We start from the raw sequence: 22,122 nt of genomic DNA on the forward strand, positions 1-22,122 counted from the left end.
TGGCTGCCGCGGGTCTTAGAGCGCCTCGCCCGTGGGGTCCTCTGCTGTTTGGTCTGCCAAAGCCATACCGCCCACCGGGATCTGGTCCCAGTGAAGAACCTTCCAGCCGTTTTCCGGGTCCCCTTCGAGGGCGACAATTCCGGTGTTCGGGAGCTGGTGGGTTTCGGCGAACACGGTGTCGATGTCCGTGGCCCGTCGGCCAGCCCAGCAGCGAATAGCGGCACCGTGGCTGACGATCACCGCCGTCGAGTGTCCTGCGGCGGCAACCTTTTCCACGGAAGCATCGAATCGGGCAAAGAAGTCGTGCCCGGTGAAAGCACCCGGCATGCGCACGTCCAGGTCGCCGTCGGTCCAAGCGAAAACTGTGCCCATGTACCGCATGTGCGATTCGTGGTCGGTCTTCTTCTCAAGTGCGCCGGCCTCGATTTCGTGGACACCCTCCAGGATCTCCGGCTCCAAGCCAGTAGCCTTCGCCAAGGGTGCCACGGTCCGCTGGGTCCGCAACAGGGTGGAGGTGTAGAGGGCCTCAATGCCTTCGCCGGCCAGCGCCTCCGGCAACGCAGCCGCCTGTCGCTCCCCAAGTTCGGTCAGGCCGGGTCCAGGAAAAGCGGTATCCAATTGGCCCGCAACGTTTCCGGGGGTTTGTCCGTGCCTGATCAACAGGAGCTTCATGGCCGCTCCGCTCCTTTACGTCGTAGCTGTTCAGGCGTGGAGGCTCTTCGCCCCCTGCCCGGTTGTTTCAAGCCAATCAGCTGCATCAGCCCGGCGAGAACCCGACACGCCGTTCCACAAGGTACCCTGCGGTTGCCTGGGACAGGCAACGGGAAAGCACGCTTCGCTCACCAGCTTAAACGCCGACGGCGGGACGAGGCACCCAGCCCCGGCCCGCCGTCGTCGAGCGTTCCGTTTTACTGCAGGTGATCCACGAGTTTGTCGGCGATGCCGGTGTACTTACCCGGAGTCAACGCCAGCAAGCGGGCTTCCGCGTCGGCTGAGAGGCCCAAGCCCTGAACGAATTCCTGCATGCGGGCTCCGTCTACGCGCTGGCCGCGGGTGAGGTCCTTGAGGCGCTCATACGGGTTTTCCATGCCTTCAACTCCAGCAATGGCTTCTGCGCGCATCACCATCTGGATTGCTTCGCCGAGCACTTCCCAGTTGGTGTTGAGGTCGCCTGCGAGGACTTCCTCGGCCACGTCGAGTGCCTTGAGGCCCTTGGCGACGTTGGAGATCGCGAGCAGCGAGTGCCCGAAGGCCACCCCGATGTTGCGCTGGGAGGAGGAGTCCGTGAGGTCGCGCTGCCAGCGGGAAGTGACCAGCGTTGCTCCCAAAGTGTCCAAGAGGCCATTGGAGATTTCCAGGTTGGCTTCGGCGTTTTCGAAGCGGATCGGGTTGACCTTGTGCGGCATGGTGGACGACCCCGTGGCGCCGGCAACCGGAATCTGGCGGAAGTAGCCGATGGAGATGTAGCTCCAGATGTCCGTGCAGACGTTGTGCAGGATGCGGTTGAAGCGCGCGATGTCTGCGTAAAGCTCAGCCTGCCAGTCGTGGCTTTCGATCTGGGTGGTCAGCGGGTTCCACGTGAGGCCAAGGCCTTCCACGAAGGACTTGGCGACGCCTTCCCAGTCCGCACTCGGGACGGATGCGACGTGGGCGGCGTAGGTGCCGGTAGCGCCGTTGATCTTGCCCAGGTATTCGGTCTTGGCGATGCGTGCCAGTTGGCGGTTCAGGCGGTGCGCAATGACAGCCAGTTCCTTGCCGAGCGTGGTGGGCGTGGCTGGCTGGCCGTGGGTGCGCGAGAGCATGGGCACCGAGCGGTTCGCTTCTGCCATGGCCTCGACCTGCTGGACCAGGGCGGTGGCGTTGGGCAGCCACACATTTTCCACAGCACCCTTGATGCCCACAGCGTAGGAGAGGTTGTTCACGTCCTCAGACGTGCAGCCGAAGTGCACCATGGCCGTCAGGTGCTCGATGCCGATGGCGGGCAGGCGACGGCCGATGTAGTACTCCACAGCTTTGACATCGTGGACAGTTACGGCCTCGATTTCGGCAAGTTCGTTCACCGATGCGGCGTCGAATTCGCTGACGATGGCACGCAGCTTGGCGTTCTGCTCGTCCGACAGGGGACCGGCGCCCGGCAGCACCGACTGGCTGGTCAGGTGAATCAGCCACTCGACTTCGACGTGAACGCGATCGCGGTTCAGGGCCGCCTCGGACAGGTAGTCGACGAGGGGCGCGACGGCGGCACGGTAGCGGCCGTCAAGGGGGCCAAGGGCGAGGGGTTCGGAAGCGAGGGACACGCGAGGGGATTCAGCCATGATGCCTATTCTTTCATGCTCGACGCGGAGGCCGGGAGTTGGTGACAGGGCTATGTGGAGAGCCCCTCGGGTTATCCACATACACGACGGCGGCGCTTCCGTCAGGTGATGGCGCTCCGTAGCGTCGTATCAACCAATCACCCAAACAATCAAGGGAGTACATGGACATGAGCGTCGGCTTGATGCCAGCAGCCAACCCGCCGGTCTTCGATCCCCTGGAATGTGCGTCACGTAGCCATGAAGTTCAGAGGCTCGCGTGGCGCATCAAGGCATGCGTTGATCAGGCAGACGCCGTCCTGGCATCACTCCGACGGGCGCAGATGGACCATTGGCTGTCCCCAGCAGGACGCGCCTACCGGACCACCCTTGCCGTGCACGCATCTGCGCTGATGAGGGCCCGGGAGTCGTTGGATTCCGCAGTAGCCCTGGTGCTCCGGCACTCCCAGAACGTGTCCGTCTCGGGCGAGAAGGGTCCGTAATGTCTGACGCAGCTCCAGTGGGTGCTGGTGAAGCGCCCAAGCCCCTGCCGCCGGCTCCAGATGGGCCCCTAGCTATCAGGGGCGGAGTGGGAGGGGTGTCATTCCAACTTGAGGAACTGCTTCGGGGTGCCAGCCAGCTTGATGACTTGGTCCAACAGCTCCTTGGGATCGAAGCGGAGGCACGGCGGGTCCAGGATGACTTGGAGCCCTTCCTCCACGACTCCTATGGTTCCGGGTGCGATGCCATCAATGCGGTGGCTGATAGCCGTCAAGAAGTGGGGCGGGTGCGCCAGGAACTGGTGGAAGTCAGCTCGGATGTGCGGGCCAGCCACCGGGCCTATGTCGAGGCGGAGGCCAAGACGGCGCTCCCGCGGATTCTCAGCATTGACGAGATGCGGTTGTCCAGCCCGCCTTGGCCCCCGGGCCGGGAGGTAACGAGCAATATCGCAACAGCCCTCGTGCCGTTCTGGCTTGGCACACGTGGGGCTGTGCGGGGTGTCCTGGAGTCACCGTTTGGTTCTGACATGCGGCCAAGGCCCGTGAGCGTGGAGAGAACGGCCGAATCGGTGGAGAACATTGAGCCGACCATGGGGGCAAGCCTCCGTCGGCTGGAGCAGCTCCACGCCCGAGGGGACGGGGAGATTGAGGTCATTCGCCTGGCGAGCAGCGGCCCGGCAACATGGATGGTCCTGATTCCTGGAACCCAGCCCGATTCACCGGAGACCAATCCTTTCGATACGCAGGGAATCGGTGAGGGGCTGGGTTACGACTCCGAAGAGACCATCCCTGCCATAAGCCAGGCGCTCCACGAGGCTGGTGCCGAGTCCGGGGATCAAGTGGTGGCCGTAGGGCACAGCCAGGGAGGTATCCACGCGATGAACCTTGGCCAGAACAAAGCGTTCCTCAGCGAATTCGACCTCAAGTTTGTGCTGACGGCCGGAGCACCCGTTGGCGGGATCACCGCTGAACCAGGAATCAGTTCGCTGCACTTGGAACACGCCCAAGACTGGGTTCCCGGTACCGACGGCCGCATGAATCCCGATACGAAGGACAGGGTAACGGTGACGCTCAACAACGAGGTGAGGACGCCGGATGGGGAAGGGCTCGGACTTGGCCCAGGGCACAACCAGGAGTACTACGCGGAAGGAGCGGACCTTGTGGGCGCGAGCCACGACCCTTCCCTGATGGCCTCCACCGCGGTGTTCGCCGGCGTAGTTGGGGCTGGCGGGGCAGCCAAGGTCACCCGTTACAAGTTGATGAGGGCGCCCGTGCCCACTCCGTCGGCGGGCATCAAGGCTGACGCGCCTCCGACGGTCCGGCAGGCGAAGACGGCGGCAGGGACGCGGTGATGCCGTCCTGCCTAGCGCTTCCTGGCTCCAGGAATGAGCCCGGCAACCATGGAAATGATGCTGATGATGATTGAGGCCAGGATGGCCGTCCAGAAGAAGGAGTCCAGGGTGAGGTGTACTGGGGTGAAGCTGCTGAGCCATGCCGTCAGGTACAGCATCGCGGCATTGATGACGATGGTGAACAAACCAAGCGTCAGGATGGTCACCGGGAGGGACAGCAGCCTTACCAGGGGGCGGACAAAGGCGTTCACCACACCGAATATCACCCCGATGAACAGGTACGCCAGGATGATGCCGGCTGTGTCTGCCCCTTGGGTCAGTCCCGCGTTCGTGGCAGCCCTTTCGGTGGCGTTGGTGGTGATGTCCATGCCCTCCAGCAACCACGTAGCCACCCAGAGGGCAAGCCCGTTGATCAGGACGCGAATGATGAATGAACCCATGGCCCTATGCTTTCACATGGACCTGTTAAAGGGCTCGGCATCACCTGCGGAAGGGCAAGTAGGCTTGAAGCCATGACTACTACTGACAACGCACCGGAGGGCGTACTCCCTCGTCCGGTCGTAGACAGGCTCCCTAAATACGCGGCAGGTAAACCACCAGCCCCGATTGAGGGCCTCACCAGCTACAAATTGTCGTCCAACGAAAACCCGCTGCCGCCGATTCCTGCAGTGTTGCAGGCCATTGCCGACCAGTCCGACATCAACCGCTACCCGGATCCGCTGGCCACAAAGCTTCGCACCGCACTGGCAGGATTCCTCAATGTCCCCGCTGACGATGTTGTCACGGGTGCTGGAAGCCTGGGTGCGCTGAACCAGATCCTCGCCACCTTTGCCGGACAAAACGACGACGGAAAGCCGGACGAGGTCATCTACGCCTGGCGTTCCTTTGAGGCCTACCCCATTTGCGTAGGTCTCGCCGGCGCTGCCAGTGTCCAGATACCCTTGCTGGCAGATGGCCGGCACGACCTCGAAACCATGGCCTCGGCGGTCACTGTGCGCACGAAAGTCATCCTTCTCTGCACTCCGAACAACCCCACCGGCCCGATCCTCACCGCAGAGGAAACGGAGCGTTTCATCCAATCCGTGCCCTCAAACGTGGTGGTGGTCATCGATGAGGCCTACCAGGAGTTCGTCCGCAACGGTGACGCGGTGGACGGTATCAAGCTGTACCGGAAATATCCCAACGTCGTAGTGCTGAGGACCTTTTCCAAAGCGCACGGATTGGCTGGATTGCGTGTGGGCTACAGCGTTTCGGGCCCTTCGCTGACCCAGCACCTCCGGGTCACCGCCACTCCCTTTGCTGTTTCGCAAATCGCGGAACGCGCCGCTGTGACGTCGATCGAGCATTTCGACCAGGTTGTGGAAAGGGTACAAAGCCTTGTGGAGGAGCGCGACCGCGTTTCTGCCGGGCTGAAGGAATTGGGCTGGTTTGTCCCCGAAGCCCAAGGCAACTTCATTTGGTTGAATCTCGGCGAGAACAGTGCTGATTTCGCGGCGTTGGCAGCGGAGCAGGCGTTGTCGGTGCGGGCCTTCGCTAATGAAGGAGTCCGGGTAAGCATCGGCGAGGTTGAGGCCAATACCCGATTCTTGAATCTCTGTGCGAGTTATACAAAGGCTCCGCACGGTTCCTAGCGGTTAACAAATGCGCCTCCGTTACTTACTGCCGATAAAGTAAGGGACGAAAGCCAAAAGTATGCCTGTTCCGGAATGCATTCCGGAACAGGCATATATCCCAGCGACAGACATTGCCTGGCGCCCCGCCAACGGCAAGCAAGGAGACGGAATGGGCTCGACACAACTGCCCCCCGGGACGGAAGAAACTCTCGCGGCGACCACCGCGGCAGCGGCCGCGCCAGGCGAACCAGTCGAAATGGTTCAGTTGCTCGGGCCCGACGGAAAGCTGGGCTCTGATCCAATTTTCTCCGACTACGCCAAGCGTATTGATCCAGAGAAACTCCGTGTCTTCTACACGGACATGGCCAGGATCCGGCGTTTCGACCAGGAAGCCACAGCGCTTCAGCGCCAGGGCGAACTTGCCTTGTGGGTTCCCCTGACGGGTCAAGAAGCCGCGCAAATTGGGTCCGGCCACGCAAGCCAGCCCCAGGATTACATCTTCCCGACCTACCGCGAGCACGGCGTCGCACTGGTCCGGAACGTGGATCTTGCCGAACTGCTCAAGCAGTTCCGGGGCGTTTCGAACGGTGGCTGGGATCCGCGGGAGAACAACTTCCACCTCTACACCCTGGTGCTCGCCGCGCAAACCCTTCATGCAGTGGGATACGCCATGGGCATCCAGCGCGACCAGAAGTTGGCTGCTGCGGAGGACTCCACCGATTCCAAGGCTGCAGTGATCGCCTACTTCGGCGACGGTGCCAGTTCGGAGGGTGACGTCCACGAGTCCATGGTGTTTGCCGCGTCCTACAACGCCCCGGTGGTCTTCTTCTGCCAGAACAACCATTGGGCCATCTCCGTGCCAACGGAAGTCCAGACCAAGGTGCCGCTGGCCAACCGCGCCAAGGGATACGGCTTCCCGGGCATCCGTGTGGACGGCAACGACGTCATCGCCGTCCATGCCGTCACCGAGTGGGCACTCGAACACGCCCGCGAGGGACGAGGCCCGGTGCTGATCGAGGCCTACACGTATCGGGTGGGAGCGCACACCACCGCGGACGATCCCACCAAGTACCGGGAATCCGCAGAAGAAGCAGCTTGGCGCGAGAAGGATCCGCTGGACCGCCTGGAGAAGTATCTGCGCGCCGAGGGTCTCGCGGACGAAGCGTTCTTTGACCAAGTGGATGCCGACGGCGATGAGCTGGCCAAGTACGTCCGCAGCACCACCCACGGCCTGGAAGTACCGGACATCCGTGAAGCCTTTGCCAACGTCTACGCCGAGCAGCACCCGCTGATCGCGGAAGAACTTGCCTGGTTCGAGGAATACTCGGCGGGCTTCGAAAGCGATGAGGAGACAGCTAACTGATGGCTACCATGACCATTGCGAAGGCCATCAACGAAGGCCTCCGCGCATCGCTGACAAAGAATCCCAAATCGCTTCTGATGGGCGAGGACATCGGACACTTGGGTGGGGTCTACCGCGTGACTGACGGTCTCATCAAGGAATTTGGCGATGAACGCGTCCTGGATACGCCCCTGGCCGAGTCCGGCATCGTCGGTACCGCCATCGGCTTGGCGCTTCGCGGCTACTCTCCTGTGTGCGAGATCCAGTTTGACGGTTTCGTATATCCGGCGTTCAACCAGATCACCACACAGTTGGCCAAGATCCATGCCCGCAGCCTGGGCAAGCTCACCGTTCCCGTAGTCATCCGCATTCCGTACGGTGGCGGCATCGGTTCGATTGAACATCACTCCGAGTCGCCGGAGGCGCTGTTCGCCCACACCGCCGGCCTGCGGATCATTTCGCCGTCCAACGCCCACGACGCCTACTGGATGATCCAGAAAGCCATCGAGTGCCAGGACCCGGTGATCTTCTTTGAACCCAAGCGCCGCTATTGGCTCAAGGGCGAGGTTGACGTGGAGAACGCTGGCCTGTCCGAGGATCCCTTCAAGGCGCACGTGGTCCGTGAAGGTACCGACGCCACGATCGTGGCCTACGGTCCACTGGTTCCGGTTGCCCTCGCAGCTGCCAACGCTGCCTCGGAGGACGGTCGAAGCGTGGAGGTCATTGACCTTCGTTCCATCTCGCCCCTGGACTTCGATACCGTCGAGGCTTCGGTAAAGAAGACCGGGCGCCTGATTGTTGCCCACGAAGCCCCGACCTTTGGCGGCATCGGTGGCGAGATCGCGGCGCGAATCGGCGAACGGGCCTTCCTGCACCTGGAAGCCCCGGTGATCCGGGTGGGTGGATTCCACATGCCGTATCCCGTTGCCAAGGTGGAAGAGGATTATTTGCCGGACATCGACAAGATCCTCGAAGCACTCGACCGCTCCCTGGCTTACTAAACCGCCCTGATCCAGCCCGGCTTTGCCGCTGGGTAACCGGAAATCGAGGACCACTGTGACTGTTAAGAAATTCAACCTGCCGGACGTCGGCGAAGGCCTGACTGAAGCCGAGGTCGTGGCTTGGAAGGTCAAGCCCGGCGATACTGTTGCGATCAACGATGTCCTGTGCGAGATCGAAACCGCCAAATCCCTCGTCGAGCTCCCGTCGCCCTTCGCCGGTACCGTCACGGAGCTGCTGGTGGAGGAAGGCATCACGGTGGAGGTCGGCACCGCGATTATCGCCGTGTCGGAAGGCGCTGAACCCGAAGCCGCACCCCAAGGCCAGCCGGGCGAACCGGCAGCACCTCCACAAGCCCCGGCTGCGGAGGAAGTTTTCACCCCCACATACGGCAAGCTTGCCGCGGACGACAGTTCGGAATCAGGGCTCGCCGGTGGTCCGTTGGTAGGGTCCGGACCCAAGGCCGACGCCGTCAAACGCCGCGCGCGCAAACGCCCGGCAGGGTCCGTGGTTCCGGCGGCTACGGTTGCTGAGAACGCGGAAGGTACCGTTCAGGACAACCAGGCGTTGTTGGCCGCCAAAGCAGCCGAAGCGACGGTTCCGCACCGCACGACGCCGGCGCGCGCCGTCGTCGAACCCGTCACCCAGGTGCCGGCAGCCTCGGCGCCGATCGCCCAAGCTCCGGTCACCCAAACGCCGGCGGCCTCACGGGGTACTGCCATCGGCGGGACCATCAGTGGTCTGGTCAGCAAGGTCCTGGCCAAGCCGCCGGTCCGTAAGTTCGCCCGTGACCTGGGCATTGACCTCGCTGACGTGGTCGCAACCGGGCAACGCGGAGAGGTGACCCGCGAGGACCTGGTGAGCTACCAGGCCCAGCGCGACGCTGAGCACGATCAGGCCGATTCGTTCTGGGGTGCATCGAAGAAACCGCAGGACCAGCGTATCGAACGGGTGGCGGTCAAGGGCGTGCGCAAGGCCACCGCCAAAGCCATGGTGGATTCGGCATTCTCGGCTCCGCACGTGAGCATTTTCGTGGATGTGGATGCCAGCCGCACCATGGAGTTCGTCAAACGGCTTAAGGTTTCGCGCGATTTCGAAGGCATCAAGGTGTCGCCGCTCCTCATTCTGGCCAAGGCTGTCATCTGGGCCGCTGCCCGCAACCCCAGCGTGAATGCGACCTGGGTGGAGAACGCTGACGGCAACGGCGGCGCTGAGATCCATGTGAAGCACTACATGAACCTCGGCATCGCTGCTGCGACGCCGCGTGGGCTCATGGTTCCCAACATCAAGGACGCCCAGGACCTGTCCCTTAAGGAGCTGGCACTGGCGCTGAACGAGCTGGCCACCAAGGCGCGTGCGGGAAAGACGCAACCGGCGGAGATGCAGGGCGGAAGCCTGACGGTGACCAATATCGGCGCGTTGGGCATTGATACCGGCACGCCCATCATCAACCCGGGTGAAGTGGCAATCATCGCCTTCGGAACCATCAAGCAGAAGCCGTGGGTCCTGGATGGGGAAGTCATTCCGCGCTGGATAACGACGCTTGGCGGTTCCTTCGACCACCGCGTGGTTGACGGGGACCTTTCGGCACGCTTCATGGCCGATGTCGCGGCCATCCTGGAAGAACCGGCCCTGTTGCTTGACTGACCGGAAGAGTGTGGCTGACACCGGCACCCAAACGGCCACGAGCCCTGGCGAGGAGTCCGGTCACGTCCCTCCCCAGTTGGTGACGGGGCCGTGGCGGACGGTCGCGAGGGTGCTCACAGAGGTCTTCCAGCCGCCGGTCGTTGTGCTGGTCCTGCTGTTGATCAGTCCCGCCGTGGAACCGGGATTCCCCGGGACCATCTGGTTTGGCCTGCTCGGGGCATTCTTCGTGTGTATCCTGCCGCTGGCCTACGTTCTGGTGATGGTCAAGCTGGGCCGGATCACGGACCACCATGTCAGCGACCGGCGCCAACGGCCGGCCTTGCTGCTGATGACCTTGATATCGGTTGGTGCGGGCCTGCTGGTGCTGCAGCTGCTGAACGGTCCCGCCAGCGTTTCCGTGATGATCATTTCGCTGATCGTCGGCATCGCTGTGTTGGCTCTGGTCAGCGCTTTTTGGAAGATGAGCGGGCACGCGTCGGCGTTGGCCGCGGCAGTGGTCATCGCCGTCTTGATGTTCGGACCCGCGTGGTTGCCCCTTGTCCTGCTGATCCCGGCAGTGGGCTGGTCCCGTTTGGTGTTGCGCGCGCACACGCTGGCGCAGGTCGTCGCGGGGTCGTTGTTCGGTGCCGTCGTCATCGCGGGCCTGTGGTGGCTCCTGCGGCAGTGGATGCTCCAGCCGCTGTAAGACGACGCCCGGATCCGCTAGAACGCCGGGTAGTTGACCAGCAGGGCCTGGAGTTCCGTGGTGGACATGTGGTTCGCCATTTCCACGCTGATACCCATCGCGACTGCGGCCACCGTGACCATGGCGACGCATGCTACGGACAGGAAGCGCCAGTCCTTGCGGAAAACGCTGCGGATGGTCTCGGGCATCTCGAGGCTGGGGGAGATCATGTTGGGCGCGCTGTCCCAAGTGCCGTCGTCCAGCATTGCGATGATGCGGTCGTTGGCGCGGTCGAAGCGCATGGTGCTGATGTTGTTGCCGTGGCGGGCAAGCAGGATGTCATGTCCCACGCGTTGGCGCGGCTGCAAGGTAAGCAAGAAAATCCCCTGAAAATCGAGAAGTGAAGGTGGCACGCGCCATTGGGGTCATCTCGATTTTATAACGGTTCAGTCGGCAGGCAGGGCTTAAAGACGCCAAACGCCGGGTGAGGCTCCCCACCCGGCGGCGTGATCCAGCTCGCCTACGGCTGGTCGGTCTTGGCTATGTAGACATCGCAGGGTGCTGTGTGGGCAACGGTGTTGGCGACGCTTCCCAGCACCCGGCCCAGGCCCTGCATGCGGCGGTTTCCGACGACGATCAGCCGGGCGTCCTGCATCTCGGCTTCCTTGACCAGCGCTTCTCCCGGCTTGCCCCGGGCCGCCGAGTAGGTCACCTCAAGGCGTTCGTCCTTGAGCCGGTCTGCCACGTCGCGGGCTACAGCTTCAGCTTCGGCGGCGTCGGAGACAATCCACTTGTCAGTGCCGATCTCCACGACTTCTGTCCGGTTGCTGTCGAAGGCACTCACGACGCGCAGGCTCGCACCCAAGCCGATGGCCAATTGTTGGGCTGCCTTTGCCGCCCTCATTGCCGTTTCGCTGCCGTCTACTCCTACAATCACAACTCCGGTCATTGTGCTGCTCCTTCAGTGGTGGCTTCGATGGCTTCCGCCAGGACAGGTGCCAGGCGGCGGACGCCTTCGGCTATCGTATCCGGGGGCACGGCGCTGAAGGCGAGCCGCAGCTTGTTCGATGGTCCGTCGGCGGGTGAGAAGGCTGCGCCGGGGATGAAGACAACGCCGGCGTCGATCGCTTTGCCCAGCAGTGGATAGGTGTCTACCCCTTCCGGCAGGGTGACCCAGACGAAGAACCCGCCGTCCGGCCGGGTCCATGAGAGTCCGGAAGGCATGTAGGTGTCCAGTGCCGAAAGCAGGGCCTCGCACCGTTCAGCGTACAGAGCCCGGTAGGTGTCGATCTGGCCTTTCCAGTCGTACTCGCGGAGGTAGGCCGAAACGAGCATCTGGTTCAGCGGGGGTGGGCACAGCGTCACGGCTTCGGAAGCAAGGTAGAAGCGGCGCTGGAGGTGCGCCGGTACCAGCGCCCAGCCAATGCGCAGGCCGGGGGCGAAGATTTTGGAGAACGAGCCCAAATAGATGACGTCGTCCGGGTTTGCTGCACGCATCGGCGCGATCGGATGGCCGTCGAACCGGAGAAGTCCGTAGGGGTTGTCTTCGAGCACGATGATATTCGACTTGCGGCATATATCGACGATGCGTTGCCGGCGGGCTTCGGCCAAGGTGATCCCGGAGGGATTGTTGAAGTTGGGGATCGTGTAGAGGAACTTGATGTTCTTGCCCTCTGCCTGGAGCGCCGCGATCCTGGCCTCGAGAAGCTCCGGTATCAGGCCGTCGTCGTCCATTTCGATGGGTTCCACCTGCACCTGGTACGCCTCGAACGTGTTCAGCGCGCCCACATAGGTGGGGTTCTCGACCAGGACGACGTCGCCGGGGTTGCAGAAGACCTTGGTGGCGACGTCCTGTGCCGATTGGGAGCCTGCGGTGATCACCACGTTTTCGGGTAGTGCGTTCGTGATGCCTTCGGCCGCCATGATGTCGCAGATCTGCGCCCGCAGTTCCTCGGTGCCTTGGCCGCCGCCGTACTGGAGGGCGGTCATGCCTTCCTCCGCGATGATGCGGGCTGCGGTCTGTCCAAGCTGCTCCAGGGGCAGCGACTGCAGGTACGGGTTGCCGCCGGCAAGCGATACGAGCCCCGGCTGCATCGAGATATCGAAGACATCGCGGACTGCGGATTGCTTGATGTTGGCGGCCCGCGCGGAGAACAGTTCCTCGTGCGGGTGGGCGGCCGTGGCGGCCCGCTCAATGGCGTCGATGGCTTCAGCGGGCAGCGTTGCGCCGGCATCCAATGTTTCGTGGGTCACAGTGAAAGGATACTCCTCGATGTTGCTAATTAGGCAACATATGTTTTCATCCCTTTTCAATTTCCTCGGCCGCGCTTTACGCCGCGGGCGGGAGGGGCTGGAATGTAGCTATGACAGCACACCGGGGATCCGTGACCAAAGCCGAACACTTCCATAAGCTCCACGACGCCGGGCCTGCGCCCTTGGTGTTGGTCAACGTGTGGGACGCGGCTTCTGCCCGGGTTGTCCAGGAGGCTGGTGCTGCGGCCATTGCCACGTCGAGCTCGGCTGTCTCCTGGAGCCTGGGGTATCGGGACGGCGACCACGTGCCGTGGGGGCTCGCGATGGCAGCCCTCGGCCGCGTGGTTGCGGCCACCACGCTGCCCGTGACGGCGGATATAGAGACGGGCTATGGACGTACGGATGACGAGCTCCGGGCAACGGTCCACGCTGTTCTGGATGCAGGGGCGGTGGGCATCAACATCGAAGACTCCGGCGCCGAGCCGCTCACGGACATCAACGAACAGTCCCGTCGCATCGCCTTGATTCGTGCAACGGCAGACGACCGTGGCATCCCCCTGTTCATCAATGCCCGCACCGACACTTACCTATCGGGACAGTTCAACGATGCTGCCCACGAAGAAACCCTGCGCCGTGCCGAGTCCTACCTGACAGCCGGGGCGGACGGAATCTTCGTGCCCGGCGTCGTGGATTTGCATGTCCTGCACCAGCTGTCCAGCCGCATTCCGGCGCCGCTCAACGCGCTGGCGGGGGTCGGGGCGCCGTCGCCGTTGGAATTGCACGACGCCGGCGTCCGTCGCGTCAGCATCGGCGGCAACACCGCCAAAGCCGCGTACGCCAAGGTGGCCAGGGTTGCCACGGAGATTTTGGGTGACGGGAACTGGGCCGGCCTGGCCGGGACGCGCAGCCACGACCAAATGGACGCGTTGTTCGCGGAGGGACCCAAGTACAGCCTCTAGGCCCGCAAAAGCTGTTGGGGCACGACGGCGGCCGCTGGCTTTAATGTCAGACCTCGCCGGTAGCTTTGGTTCCGTGGAAGACGAGGGGAGGGTCCATGGCGCGACGCAGCGTTCAGTTCTGGCGGATCGAGCAGCTGAATGGTGACGAGCTCAGCCGGCCGTTTCCTGCCCGGCGTGTTGCCGAGGTCTTGAAGAATGCCCAGGACGCCGGGACGGACAGGCACTTCACCAGCGTGGACGGCACGGTGCTGCTTGCCCAGGCGGCGTCCCTGGCACCCCATCCCGTCCTACTCCTGGACCGGGTACGCGACACCAACTTGCCAAGTGTGGGTGACGTTCTTGGGCGGCGCAAACCACTTCCCCTGGCGCCCGGCGACCACCTTTTGGAGACGACGTATTTCGCTTTCCTGAAAAGGAACGTCATCGCGGTTCTGACCAGTGGTAACGGTCCAAGGGCTTCCCGGTTGGCGGAGTACCTCGAGGGCATGCTTGGGCTGGAGCCCAACCTGGTACCGGTGGTCAGGGAGGACATCGAGGAAATCCTTGGCCGGCTCGAGGTGAGCCGGTTCGAGTTTGCGCTTCCCGCTGAGCGATTGTCCGGGAAGCTCATGGAAGGTGAATGGGCTGATGTGCTGGACAGTGCATCGCGCCTCGTGAATGAGGGGACGTTTCGGATTTCCCTGAGCGTCGGCAGGTCTGGCAAGGCTGAGGATAAGCAGCGGATCCGCGAACGGATCCAGCAACTGATCGACCTCTTCCGCAGGGCCGGTTCAGTGGAGCACTTCGATTACGTGGTGGCCGAGGGGAAGGATTCCTTAACCGGAGACCGGGAAGTGGTGGACCTCCTGAAGGAACGGTTCATCTCGCATATCGAGGTGGACCCGGATGTATTCAACGATCCTCAAAAGTCGGTGGCGGAAGCCATTGCCATCCTCAACAAGCAAGCACGGGACAACGAGGCCTTTTTCGCAAGGACGTTGCCGGACCTCAAGGGCACGGCGGACGCAGGGCTCGTGCCCGACCTTGTCAGCGGAGGAATGGCCGCTATACGCGCTGCGCTCGCGAACGTGAAAGTCGCGGATGTTGAAGCCGCCGACGTTGAAGAAGAAGCGGGCGGTGCCGGCCATGAGCTTGTACGGGGTTGATGTGGAGTCCGCAGGCCCTCGTCGGACCGCCTGGCGATGGTTTCTGCTGCATCCCACGGCTGACTATCTCTGGGCCGCCGCGGCGGTGTTGCTGTGGCTGGGGGTAGCCCTGATCGCGGCACATCCGCTGATGCTGGAAAACGTCGACGCCGGTGCGCGGCGGGCGCTGTTCCAAACCCTGGCAACCTTGGCGGGGGCGACGGCCGGCCTGACCTTGACCAGTGTTTCGATGCTGATCAACGTGCTTGGCAAGAAGTCTGCCCCAGGGCAAAGGGAGCTGCCGCTGGAAAGACTCTCACCCATTCATCGTCGCCAGATTGGCGAAGTGTTCCTTTTCGCCATTCCTGGACTTGGCCTGTTGGTGGTTGGCGCGCTGGTCACCGTGGTCCTCGAGGGTGATAAGCCCACCGGTCTGTGGATTCCTGAGGCTGTGGTGTTTGTGCTGGCGTTCGCCTCGGTCCTTGCCCTTTTGCGGGTGGCGTGGGCGCTCCGCCGGGTGTTGGCCATCGCCACGGCCTAGCTAGCCCTCGAACCCGTCGCCGCCCCGCGAACCCGTCGCCGGGCAGCAACGCATATGCGGGCGAGCAACGGAGAAGAAGGCATCTGCCTACCGTACGCTCAGCGCCTCGGTGAGTGTCCTGCCGTTCACGTAGATCTCAGCCCGCGAAGCCCCGCTGGCCGCGACAGCGGTGTGCGTCAGTTGCGCTTGGATGCGGGGAATGTCGCAGACGCCTCCGGGCCGCAGCGATCCGCTGAGGTTCACCACGACGGTTGAGCCACTCATGTAGCCGGACAGATAACGCAGCGATGAGCCTGCGAGTGCGTCGTAAAGGCCTGCGTCACCGTCCACCGGCATGCCACCTTCCAACAGCCGTCCCAGTGCCACGGACAGCGGGTCGCCGGGAATGGTTACTCCGCGGACCGGAACCAGGCTGTCGTTGCAGCCGAACCGCACGCCGCGGGAGCCGCCGTCGTCTATTGCCACGTAGTAGACCGCAGGTCCCAAAGTGTCGGCGACGTCCGGGATCAGAGCGGCGCGGTTTGTGGGGAGCGCGGTGGCCGGCGAGGTTGCCGGGCCAGCGGAAGGCTCGACGGCGGACCCCGGCCCAGTCGGGACGGGCGCGGGACTGCTGGCAGGGCTGGCGGGTGATGGGGGAGTGGTGGTGGCCTGAGTGGGCGGTGCGGTGGGGACGGCAACTGAAGGAGTGCCGGGAACCGACATAACCGAAGGGGCAGGTGAGGCCAGGGAACCGGAAGCCGACGCTGGAGGGCTGGCCAGTCTGGCGGGCGGTGTCACGGAGACCGTGGGCAGCGGCGCGGTACTTTGCTGGGGGTGGGTGTCGGGAACCGTTGTGCAGCCAGCCAGCCACAGACCCAACGCCACGCAGGCAGCGGCGATCGTCGTCGTACTCGTGAGTCCCCGTCCGGCATGCATGACAGCCCCGCGCTCCTGTCCGTCCACCTGTATGTCCAACGTTAGGGCCGCCGGGCAGTTCACAACATGCCGTTACGGTGACGGTTCGGACAAGAGTTGGTCACGCCTGCCGGATCATTCGCAGTCCCGGGCATGCGAATGCCCCCGCCCCGCAAATTGCGGCACGGGGGCATCGAAAGCGAAAAGACTAGGCGGCTGCTTCTTCGTCCTGGGCAGCTGTCAGCGGCTCGAAGATGCCCTTGATCTGCTCGACGATCTCGGCGTCGTCCTTCGGGTGCAGTTCTGCGAAGCGGATCATGGAACCCGGGACTGCGAGCTTGACGTCTTCGAGGACCTTGGCGCCGGCGATGCCGACAGCCTTGCGGGCCTCGTCCTGTGCCCACACGCCACCGTACTGGCCAAAGGCGGTTCCGACGACGGCGGTCGGCTTGCCGGACAGGGCGCCGGCGCCGAACGGGCGGGACAGCCAGTCAATGGCGTTCTTCAGGGAGGCGGGAACGGTGCCGTTGTGCTCGGGGGTGACCAGCAGGATGGTGTCGGCGTCGGCTGCGGCTGCGCGCAGTGCGGCGGCTTCGGCGGGAACCTGGCCTTCGACGTCGATGTCTTCGTTGTAGAAGGGGATGTTGCCCAGGGAGTCGTGGATCTGTACGTCCACGTTCTCCGGCGCGTTCAGCTGGATGGCCTCGGCGAGCTTCTTGTTGTGGGAATCGGCGCGGAGGCTGCCGACGAGGGTAAGAACGGTGCTCTTGGACATGGTGTCTCCTTTGGGAAGCGATGTAAGCGTTGATGCCTTCATCGATACTAAACGGACCACGGTCCGCTTTCTATTCCCGGGTCTAGAATATTTCTTGTGAGCTTCATCCCCCTCCAGCCGGATCTGCCTCTCGGTTCCCCGCATGAGCGCAGCGACGCGGCGCGGAACCGTGAACGGCTTCTCAGCGCTGCGCGCGAGTTGGTGGACGAGTTCGGGGCTGAGGCGCTAACCATGGACGCGCTGGCCTGCAAGGCGAAGGTGGGCAAGGGGACAGTCTTCCGCCGTTTCGGCAATCGCGCGGGGCTCATGATGACCCTGCTGAGCGACGCGGAGTCCGACTTCCAGCGTGCCTTCATGTTCGGGCCGCCACCCCTGGGCCCCGGGGCATCTCCGGCGGACCGCCTCACGGCATTCGGCGAGGGCCGCATCTACTTTGTCCTCGAAAACGGCGAACTGCTGAAGGCGGCCGGTGCTGCCACCCGGAACAGGTTCGATGTCCCCGCGACGAAGCTCTCGCATCGGCATATGGAGGTTCTGCTGCGGGAGGCCGGCATTGCCGACCCCTGGGTCATGGCCATGTCCCTGACCTACGCACTGGACCCTGAGCGGATTGTCGACGACGTCCGCGTCCGTGGGATTTCCCCCAAGCGACTCACTGATTCGTGGCGCGATGTGGTGGCCCGTTTGATGCGCACCGCCTGAGCCCTCCGCCTTGTGGGTGGCGTCCCGGCGCCACGATGGAACTCTCGCGGTCCAATTCGTGACGCAGTCTGCACATAACAATCTGGCGGCAGGCAGGAAACTGACCCCGCCGAAGCAAAACGTGAAGCAGTTATTGTGGTAGTTTCCTCTTGAATGTGACGCATGCCATACAGGGCTGGTGATCACTGAAAGGGCGTGGGGGGCTCAACAACCCGCTACGCCAATTCGTAGCTGACGCCGGCCACAGCCGGGAACCGCGGAAGGACGAGCTTTGAGTTTTGCCACGATTCGGGGCAGCCACCCGACATGCTGAAATATCTGATGAAGCGATCGGGAATCTACCTGATCATGATCTTCCTGACCACAAGCGCCGGCTACTTCCTGGCTGTCTCATCGCTCAAACCAGCGGTCCTCGAACAGGAAAAGATTCCGCGGCCCACGCCCGAACAAGTAGCGGCATCGTTCCGGGGGCTCGGCCTGGATCCGGATAAGAATCCATGGGAGCGCTACGTTGAATGGCTCGGCGGCATTGTCACCCGCTGGGACTGGGGCCGCAGCCCCAACGGCGCATTCGTCAATGCGGAATTCGCCGACCGTGTCCTGGTCTCCACCCGGCTCTTCATCGCCTCGATCATCCTGACGCTGATCATCGGCGTCGCACTGGGCGTCTACTCTGCAGCACGCCAGTACAAGTTCCAGGACCGCGTCATCACGTCCTACAGCTACCTGGTCCACATTCTTCCGGCGCCCATCGCCTACTTCCTGGTCCAGCTCGGCGCCATCAGCATCAACGAGACTGTTGGGCAGCGCATCTTCTTCGTGACAGGAATTTCGACGCCGGGAATCGACCCTGGGTGGCCCGCTTTCGTTGACCTTGTGGCCCACTACGCCGTGCCCACCTTCGCGATGACCATCTTCGGTTGGGCCGGGTACCAGATCGCCCAGCGTCAGTACCTCCTGGACAACGTCAACGCAGACTTCGTCCGCACCGCACGGGCCAAAGGACTCACCAGGAACCAGGCGATCACCCGCCATGCGCTGAGAGTTTCGTTCATTCCCGTGGCGCAAAGCATCGCGTTCACCATCCCGGCGATCTTCACCGGCGGCTTCTTCGCCGAAGCCATCTTCGCCTGGCCCGGCATTGGTTTGTGGAGCATCCAGTCCATCGGGCTGCAGGACGTGAACGTAGCTACGGCCACGTTGGCTTACGGCTCAGTGATCTTCGCCATCGGCGCTATCCTGGCCGACTTCGCCACAACGCTGGTTGATCCACGAGTGAGGGTCCAGTAATGACGAACATCATCGATCCCATGGCGGAAATCGACGAGTCCCGGGTTGCTGACCAGGACGTCGTCATTGGGAAATCCCGCATCATCTTCCGCCGGTTCATGCGGAACCGGACCGCCGTCGCCGGTTTGTTCATCTTCCTTGCCCTGTTTCTTTTCTCCATCTTTGGCGGGTTCCTGACCCCGTGGGACAAGGAAACCCTGGATCCGTTCAACATCGGGATGCCGCCGTCCCCGGACCACCTGCTCGGTACGACACAGGCCGGCATCGACCTCATGGCGCTCATAGTTGATGGCACCAGGACCTCCATCCTCATTGGCCTGATTGTGGGTGGCCTTTCCGTCCTGATCTCCGCTGTGTACGGATGCACCATGGCGTTCTTCGGCGGCAAGGTGGATGCCACCATGCTGTTCATCCTGGAAGCGCTCATCATGATGCCCGCCATCCTGGTGGTAGCCGTGGCGACCAGTGGCAGCGGAGGACTCAAGAACCTCCCCAGCTGGCTCCTGCTGGTTATCGTCCTGCTCTTCTTCAGTTGGATGGGTACTGCCCGCCTGGTGCGCTCGCTGTCCATGTCGCTCATGCAACGCGACTACGTCAAAGCGGCCAGGTACATGGGCGTCCCCTCGCGACGCATCGTGTGGCGGCACCTGGTTCCCAACATCGGCTCGCTGCTGGTGCTCGACTTCACCCGCGGCATCACGGGTGCCATCCTGGCCGAAGTGGCGTTCTCGTTCATCGGTATCGGCATCAAGCTTCCTGACGTCAGCCTCGGTGTCTTGATCGGCCAGGCCACGGGCCAGGTCTCGTCGTTCCCTTGGATGTTCTGGGTTCCGTTGACCGTCATGTTCCTGCTGACAGGTTCGCTGGCCATGATGAATGACGGACTCCGTGACGCTTTCGATCCCAGCTCCAGTTCCATCGGCCGGGCGAAGCGGACCAAGCCCCAGACTGCGAAGAAGATCAACAAATGAGCACCAACACCACTCCTGCCGAACGCCTCCGCGACGCCGGACTGTACGCACCGGGTGACGCCGTGCTCAGCGTCCGGGACCTCAACGTCCGCTTCAATTCCGAAAACGGGGTGGTCCACGCCGTACGCGGAGTGGATTTCGACCTCATGCCGGGCAAGACCCTGGGCATCGTGGGTGAGTCCGGCTCCGGCAAGTCCGTCACGTCCATGGCCATCATGGGCCTCCTCCCCGAAACCGCGGACATCTCCGGTTCGGTGCGATACAAGGGCAAGGAACTCCTGGGCCTGAGCGATAAGGCCATGTGCAAGCACCGCGGCAGCGACATTGCCATGGTCTTCCAGGACCCGTTGTCTTCGCTGACCCCCGTCTACACGGTGGGCCACCAGATCATCGAGGCGCTCACGGTCCACAACCCGACCATGACCAAGCAGGCAAAAGAAGCCCGCGCCGTCGACCTCTTGCGGATGGTGGGCATCCCCAGCCCGAAGGACCGGCTGAAGGCATTCCCCCACGAGTTTTCCGGCGGCATGCGCCAGCGCGTCATGATCGCCATCGCGATTGCCAACGATCCCCGCGTCCTCATCGCCGATGAACCCACGACGGCGTTGGACGTCACTATCCAGGCGCAGGTGCTCGAAGTCCTCCACACCGCGCAAGAGGAAACCGGCGCCGCCGTCGTCATGATCACGCACGACCTCGGCGTCGTGGCCGGCATGGCCGACGACATCATGGTGATGTACGCGGGCAAGCCCGTGGAAACCGGCACCGTGGAGGACATCTACTACAACCCGCGCATGCCCTACACCTTGGGCCTGTTGGGAGCCGTTCCACGCGTGGACTCCTCGGACAAGCAGTCGCTGGTACCCATCGAAGGGACGCCGCCCAACCTGGCGCTGCCCGTCATCGGATGCTCGTTCGCGGCCCGCTGCCCGATGGTCAGCGACGCCTGCCTGCACGGCGAGCCGGAGTTGCTTGCGGTGCCGGGTGTGCAGGGACAAACGCTCGGACACAAAGCAGCCTGCATCAAGGCCGACCAGTTGAGTGGCGACGCCGACGCGCACAAGATTTTCCAGGCACCGCCGAAGCCCGTTTCAAAGTTCGACGGCGTTGCCCGCCTTGAGCGCGAAAAGGTCCTGGAACTCAAGGACGTGAAAAAGCACTTCCCGCTGCTCAAGGGTGCGCTCATCAAACGACGCATTGGCACGGTCAAGGCCGTGGACGGACTGAGCTTCGACATCCGCGAGGGTGAGTGCGTCTCGATCGTGGGCGAGTCCGGTTGCGGCAAGACCACCACCTTGCTGGAAATCATGGAGTTCCACCCGGACCAGGTGGGCGAGGTGGTGATCGGCGGCGTGAGTAACAAGGTAGCCACCGACCACAAAACCAAGATGGCCATGCGCAAGGAAATGCAGATGGTGTTCCAGGACCCCACAGGCGCCCTGGATCCGCGCTTCACGGTTTACGAAGTCCTGGCCGAACCCCTTGAGAACCTGGGGATGCCCAAGGCCGCCATCAGGAAACGAATCATGGAGCTCATGAAGCTGGTGGGCCTGCAACCGGACCACGTCAACCGCTTCCCCAACCAGTTCTCCGGCGGCCAACGCCAGCGCATCGGCATTGCCCGGGCACTCGCCGTCAACCCCAAGCTGGTGGTCCTGGACGAGCCAGTGTCTGCACTGGACGTTTCTGTGCAGGCTGGCGTGATCAACCTGCTGGACAAGCTCCGTGCCGAGCTGGGCTTGAGCTACCTCATGGTGGCCCACGACCTTTCGGTGGTCCGGCACATCTCAGACCGCGTGGCCGTGATGTACCTGGGCAAGATCGTGGAGACCGGCGACGTGGACGAAGTCTTCGACAACCCACGCCACCCCTACACGCGTGCCCTGCTCTCTGCCATCCCGGTTCCGGACCCCAACCTGGAACGCACCCGCGAACGCATCATCCTGCAGGGCGACCTGCCCAGCCCGCTTGATGCGCCCAAGGGATGTAACTTCGCTACACGTTGCCCCGTATTCGCCGCGCTTCCCGCGGGGAAGCAGGAGAAGTGCCTTACTCTGGAGCCGCCACTGGCTTCCGGAGGGGCGCAGGACTTCGCCTGCTTCTTCCCGGACGGAGAAATAGATGCCGACATGCTGGTGGTGCATGCCTGACAACACATGACGCATTGACATATATCCCTGGTCTCAACTCGCAAAGATATTCCAA

Annotated in this window: 22 protein-coding genes; 14 read left to right on the forward strand and 8 right to left on the reverse strand. The window is 63.1% G+C overall.

Annotated elements, in window-relative coordinates:
- Positions 1-15: 15 nt before the first annotated feature.
- Entirely contained in the window at positions 16-672 is a 657-nt protein-coding gene (locus AC5RU9_RS17530; protein ID WP_494017424.1) for a histidine phosphatase family protein, read from the reverse strand.
- Positions 673-908: 236 nt separating this feature from the next.
- Positions 909-2,315 (reverse strand): adenylosuccinate lyase, encoded by a 1,407-nt coding sequence (purB, locus tag AC5RU9_RS17535; protein WP_494017425.1) that lies wholly within the window; start codon positions 2,313-2,315, stop codon positions 909-911.
- A 167-nt stretch (positions 2,316-2,482) separates the two neighbouring features.
- Between purB and AC5RU9_RS17540 the strand changes: the two genes are divergently transcribed.
- Together AC5RU9_RS17540 and AC5RU9_RS17545 are read left to right on the forward strand one after the other, a co-directional pair.
- Entirely contained in the window at positions 2,483-2,794 is a 312-nt protein-coding gene (locus AC5RU9_RS17540) for a hypothetical protein (protein ID WP_494017426.1), read from the forward strand.
- 95 nt (positions 2,795-2,889) lie between these two features.
- Positions 2,890-4,143, forward strand: coding sequence for a hypothetical protein (locus tag AC5RU9_RS17545; protein WP_494017427.1), 1,254 nt, complete (start codon positions 2,890-2,892; stop codon positions 4,141-4,143).
- An 11-nt stretch (positions 4,144-4,154) separates the two neighbouring features.
- Here the strand turns inward: AC5RU9_RS17545 and AC5RU9_RS17550 are convergent, their stop codons facing one another.
- Entirely contained in the window at positions 4,155-4,583 is a 429-nt protein-coding gene (locus AC5RU9_RS17550) for a phage holin family protein (protein WP_494017428.1), read from the reverse strand.
- 72 nt (positions 4,584-4,655) lie between these two features.
- Between AC5RU9_RS17550 and AC5RU9_RS17555 the strand changes: the two genes are divergently transcribed.
- The 5 genes from AC5RU9_RS17555 (at position 4,656) to AC5RU9_RS17575 (ending at position 10,429) form a co-directional block, all read left to right on the forward strand.
- On the forward strand, positions 4,656-5,774 hold the full coding sequence (locus tag AC5RU9_RS17555; protein ID WP_494017429.1) for a histidinol-phosphate transaminase: 1,119 nt from the start codon (positions 4,656-4,658) through the stop codon (positions 5,772-5,774).
- Positions 5,775-5,925: 151 nt separating this feature from the next.
- A complete protein-coding gene (gene pdhA, locus AC5RU9_RS17560; protein ID WP_211710758.1) occupies positions 5,926-7,119 on the forward strand; it encodes a pyruvate dehydrogenase (acetyl-transferring) E1 component subunit alpha in 1,194 nt (397 codons plus the stop codon).
- On the forward strand, positions 7,119-8,099 hold the full coding sequence (locus AC5RU9_RS17565; protein ID WP_494017430.1) for an alpha-ketoacid dehydrogenase subunit beta: 981 nt from the start codon (positions 7,119-7,121) through the stop codon (positions 8,097-8,099). The genes pdhA and AC5RU9_RS17565 overlap by 1 nt, the downstream gene beginning before the upstream one ends.
- A 55-nt stretch (positions 8,100-8,154) precedes the next feature.
- Positions 8,155-9,744 carry a dihydrolipoamide acetyltransferase family protein gene (locus AC5RU9_RS17570; RefSeq protein ID WP_494017431.1) on the forward strand — a complete coding sequence of 530 codons (1,590 nt, stop codon included), beginning with the start codon at positions 8,155-8,157 and terminating at the stop codon, positions 9,742-9,744.
- Between the two features lie 79 nt (positions 9,745-9,823).
- Entirely contained in the window at positions 9,824-10,429 is a 606-nt protein-coding gene (locus AC5RU9_RS17575; RefSeq protein ID WP_494017544.1) for a phosphatase PAP2 family protein, read from the forward strand.
- A 17-nt stretch (positions 10,430-10,446) separates the two neighbouring features.
- On the opposite strand, the gene AC5RU9_RS17580 is transcribed toward AC5RU9_RS17575, so the two are convergent.
- The 3 genes from AC5RU9_RS17580 to AC5RU9_RS17590 form a co-directional block, all read right to left on the reverse strand.
- On the reverse strand, positions 10,447-10,758 hold the full coding sequence (locus tag AC5RU9_RS17580; protein ID WP_494017545.1) for a hypothetical protein: 312 nt from the start codon (positions 10,756-10,758) through the stop codon (positions 10,447-10,449).
- A gap of 170 nt (positions 10,759-10,928) precedes the next feature.
- Positions 10,929-11,357: a universal stress protein gene (locus AC5RU9_RS17585; RefSeq protein ID WP_211710752.1), complete on the reverse strand. Its 429-nt coding sequence runs from the start codon at positions 11,355-11,357 to the stop codon at positions 10,929-10,931.
- Complete coding sequence (locus AC5RU9_RS17590) at positions 11,354-12,661, reverse strand: aminotransferase-like domain-containing protein (RefSeq protein ID WP_494017432.1); 1,308 nt, start codon at positions 12,659-12,661, stop codon at positions 11,354-11,356. Before AC5RU9_RS17590 ends, AC5RU9_RS17585 begins: the two co-directional genes overlap by 4 nt.
- A 110-nt stretch (positions 12,662-12,771) precedes the next feature.
- Between AC5RU9_RS17590 and AC5RU9_RS17595 the strand changes: the two genes are divergently transcribed.
- The 3 genes from AC5RU9_RS17595 (at position 12,772) to AC5RU9_RS17605 (ending at position 15,285) form a co-directional block, all read left to right on the forward strand.
- The gene (locus tag AC5RU9_RS17595) at positions 12,772-13,620 is read left to right on the forward strand and encodes an isocitrate lyase/PEP mutase family protein (RefSeq protein WP_494017433.1); all 849 of its coding nucleotides are present in this window, start codon (positions 12,772-12,774) and stop codon (positions 13,618-13,620) included.
- Between the two features lie 95 nt (positions 13,621-13,715).
- Positions 13,716-14,765, forward strand: a complete 1,050-nt coding sequence (locus AC5RU9_RS17600; protein ID WP_494017434.1) for a hypothetical protein — start codon at positions 13,716-13,718, stop codon at positions 14,763-14,765.
- A complete protein-coding gene (locus AC5RU9_RS17605) occupies positions 14,746-15,285 on the forward strand; it encodes a hypothetical protein (protein WP_494017435.1) in 540 nt (179 codons plus the stop codon). The genes AC5RU9_RS17600 and AC5RU9_RS17605 overlap by 20 nt, the downstream gene beginning before the upstream one ends.
- Before the next feature lie 87 nt (positions 15,286-15,372).
- Here AC5RU9_RS17605 and AC5RU9_RS17610 read toward each other — a convergent pair whose 3' ends face one another.
- Entirely contained in the window at positions 15,373-16,227 is an 855-nt protein-coding gene (locus AC5RU9_RS17610; RefSeq protein WP_494017436.1) for a GerMN domain-containing protein, read from the reverse strand.
- Positions 16,228-16,387: 160 nt separating this feature from the next.
- Positions 16,388-16,954: an NAD(P)H-dependent oxidoreductase gene (locus tag AC5RU9_RS17615; protein ID WP_235521117.1), complete on the reverse strand. Its 567-nt coding sequence runs from the start codon at positions 16,952-16,954 to the stop codon at positions 16,388-16,390.
- 96 nt (positions 16,955-17,050) lie between these two features.
- On the opposite strand from AC5RU9_RS17615, the gene AC5RU9_RS17620 reads away from it, so the two are divergent.
- From AC5RU9_RS17620 to AC5RU9_RS17635, 4 genes are all read left to right on the forward strand, one after another.
- Complete coding sequence (locus tag AC5RU9_RS17620) at positions 17,051-17,656, forward strand: TetR/AcrR family transcriptional regulator (RefSeq protein ID WP_211710747.1); 606 nt, start codon at positions 17,051-17,053, stop codon at positions 17,654-17,656.
- A 306-nt stretch (positions 17,657-17,962) separates the two neighbouring features.
- Entirely contained in the window at positions 17,963-18,946 is a 984-nt protein-coding gene (locus AC5RU9_RS17625) for an ABC transporter permease (RefSeq protein WP_309992720.1), read from the forward strand.
- The gene (locus tag AC5RU9_RS17630) at positions 18,946-19,917 is read left to right on the forward strand and encodes an ABC transporter permease (protein ID WP_494017437.1); all 972 of its coding nucleotides are present in this window, start codon (positions 18,946-18,948) and stop codon (positions 19,915-19,917) included. The genes AC5RU9_RS17625 and AC5RU9_RS17630 overlap by 1 nt, the downstream gene beginning before the upstream one ends.
- Positions 19,914-22,067 (forward strand): ABC transporter ATP-binding protein, encoded by a 2,154-nt coding sequence (locus AC5RU9_RS17635; RefSeq protein WP_494017438.1) that lies wholly within the window; start codon positions 19,914-19,916, stop codon positions 22,065-22,067. The genes AC5RU9_RS17630 and AC5RU9_RS17635 overlap by 4 nt, the downstream gene beginning before the upstream one ends.
- The last annotated feature ends 55 nt before the right edge of the window (positions 22,068-22,122 follow it).

The organism is Arthrobacter sp. B0316-5-4 (assembly GCF_059090325.1).

Excerpts from the sequence above, each read along its gene's own strand:
- AC5RU9_RS17530 (WP_494017424.1), bottom strand. The coding sequence starts at position 672 with ATGAAGCTCCTGTTGATCAGGCACGGACAAACCCCCGGAAACGTTGCG.
- purB (WP_494017425.1), bottom strand. The coding sequence starts at position 2,315 with ATGGCTGAATCCCCTCGCGTGTCCCTCGCTTCCGAACCCCTCGCCCTT.
- AC5RU9_RS17540 (WP_494017426.1), top strand. The coding sequence starts at position 2,483 with ATGAGCGTCGGCTTGATGCCAGCAGCCAACCCGCCGGTCTTCGATCCC.
- AC5RU9_RS17550 (WP_494017428.1), bottom strand. The coding sequence starts at position 4,583 with ATGGGTTCATTCATCATTCGCGTCCTGATCAACGGGCTTGCCCTCTGG.
- AC5RU9_RS17555 (WP_494017429.1), top strand. The coding sequence starts at position 4,656 with ATGACTACTACTGACAACGCACCGGAGGGCGTACTCCCTCGTCCGGTC.
- pdhA (WP_211710758.1), top strand. The coding sequence starts at position 5,926 with ATGGGCTCGACACAACTGCCCCCCGGGACGGAAGAAACTCTCGCGGCG.
- AC5RU9_RS17565 (WP_494017430.1), top strand. The coding sequence starts at position 7,119 with ATGGCTACCATGACCATTGCGAAGGCCATCAACGAAGGCCTCCGCGCA.
- AC5RU9_RS17585 (WP_211710752.1), bottom strand. The coding sequence starts at position 11,357 with ATGACCGGAGTTGTGATTGTAGGAGTAGACGGCAGCGAAACGGCAATG.
- AC5RU9_RS17595 (WP_494017433.1), top strand. The coding sequence starts at position 12,772 with ATGACAGCACACCGGGGATCCGTGACCAAAGCCGAACACTTCCATAAG.
- AC5RU9_RS17600 (WP_494017434.1), top strand. The coding sequence starts at position 13,716 with ATGGCGCGACGCAGCGTTCAGTTCTGGCGGATCGAGCAGCTGAATGGT.
- AC5RU9_RS17605 (WP_494017435.1), top strand. The coding sequence starts at position 14,746 with ATGAGCTTGTACGGGGTTGATGTGGAGTCCGCAGGCCCTCGTCGGACC.
- AC5RU9_RS17615 (WP_235521117.1), bottom strand. The coding sequence starts at position 16,954 with ATGTCCAAGAGCACCGTTCTTACCCTCGTCGGCAGCCTCCGCGCCGAT.
- AC5RU9_RS17625 (WP_309992720.1), top strand. The coding sequence starts at position 17,963 with ATGCTGAAATATCTGATGAAGCGATCGGGAATCTACCTGATCATGATC.
- AC5RU9_RS17630 (WP_494017437.1), top strand. The coding sequence starts at position 18,946 with ATGACGAACATCATCGATCCCATGGCGGAAATCGACGAGTCCCGGGTT.
- AC5RU9_RS17635 (WP_494017438.1), top strand. The coding sequence starts at position 19,914 with ATGAGCACCAACACCACTCCTGCCGAACGCCTCCGCGACGCCGGACTG.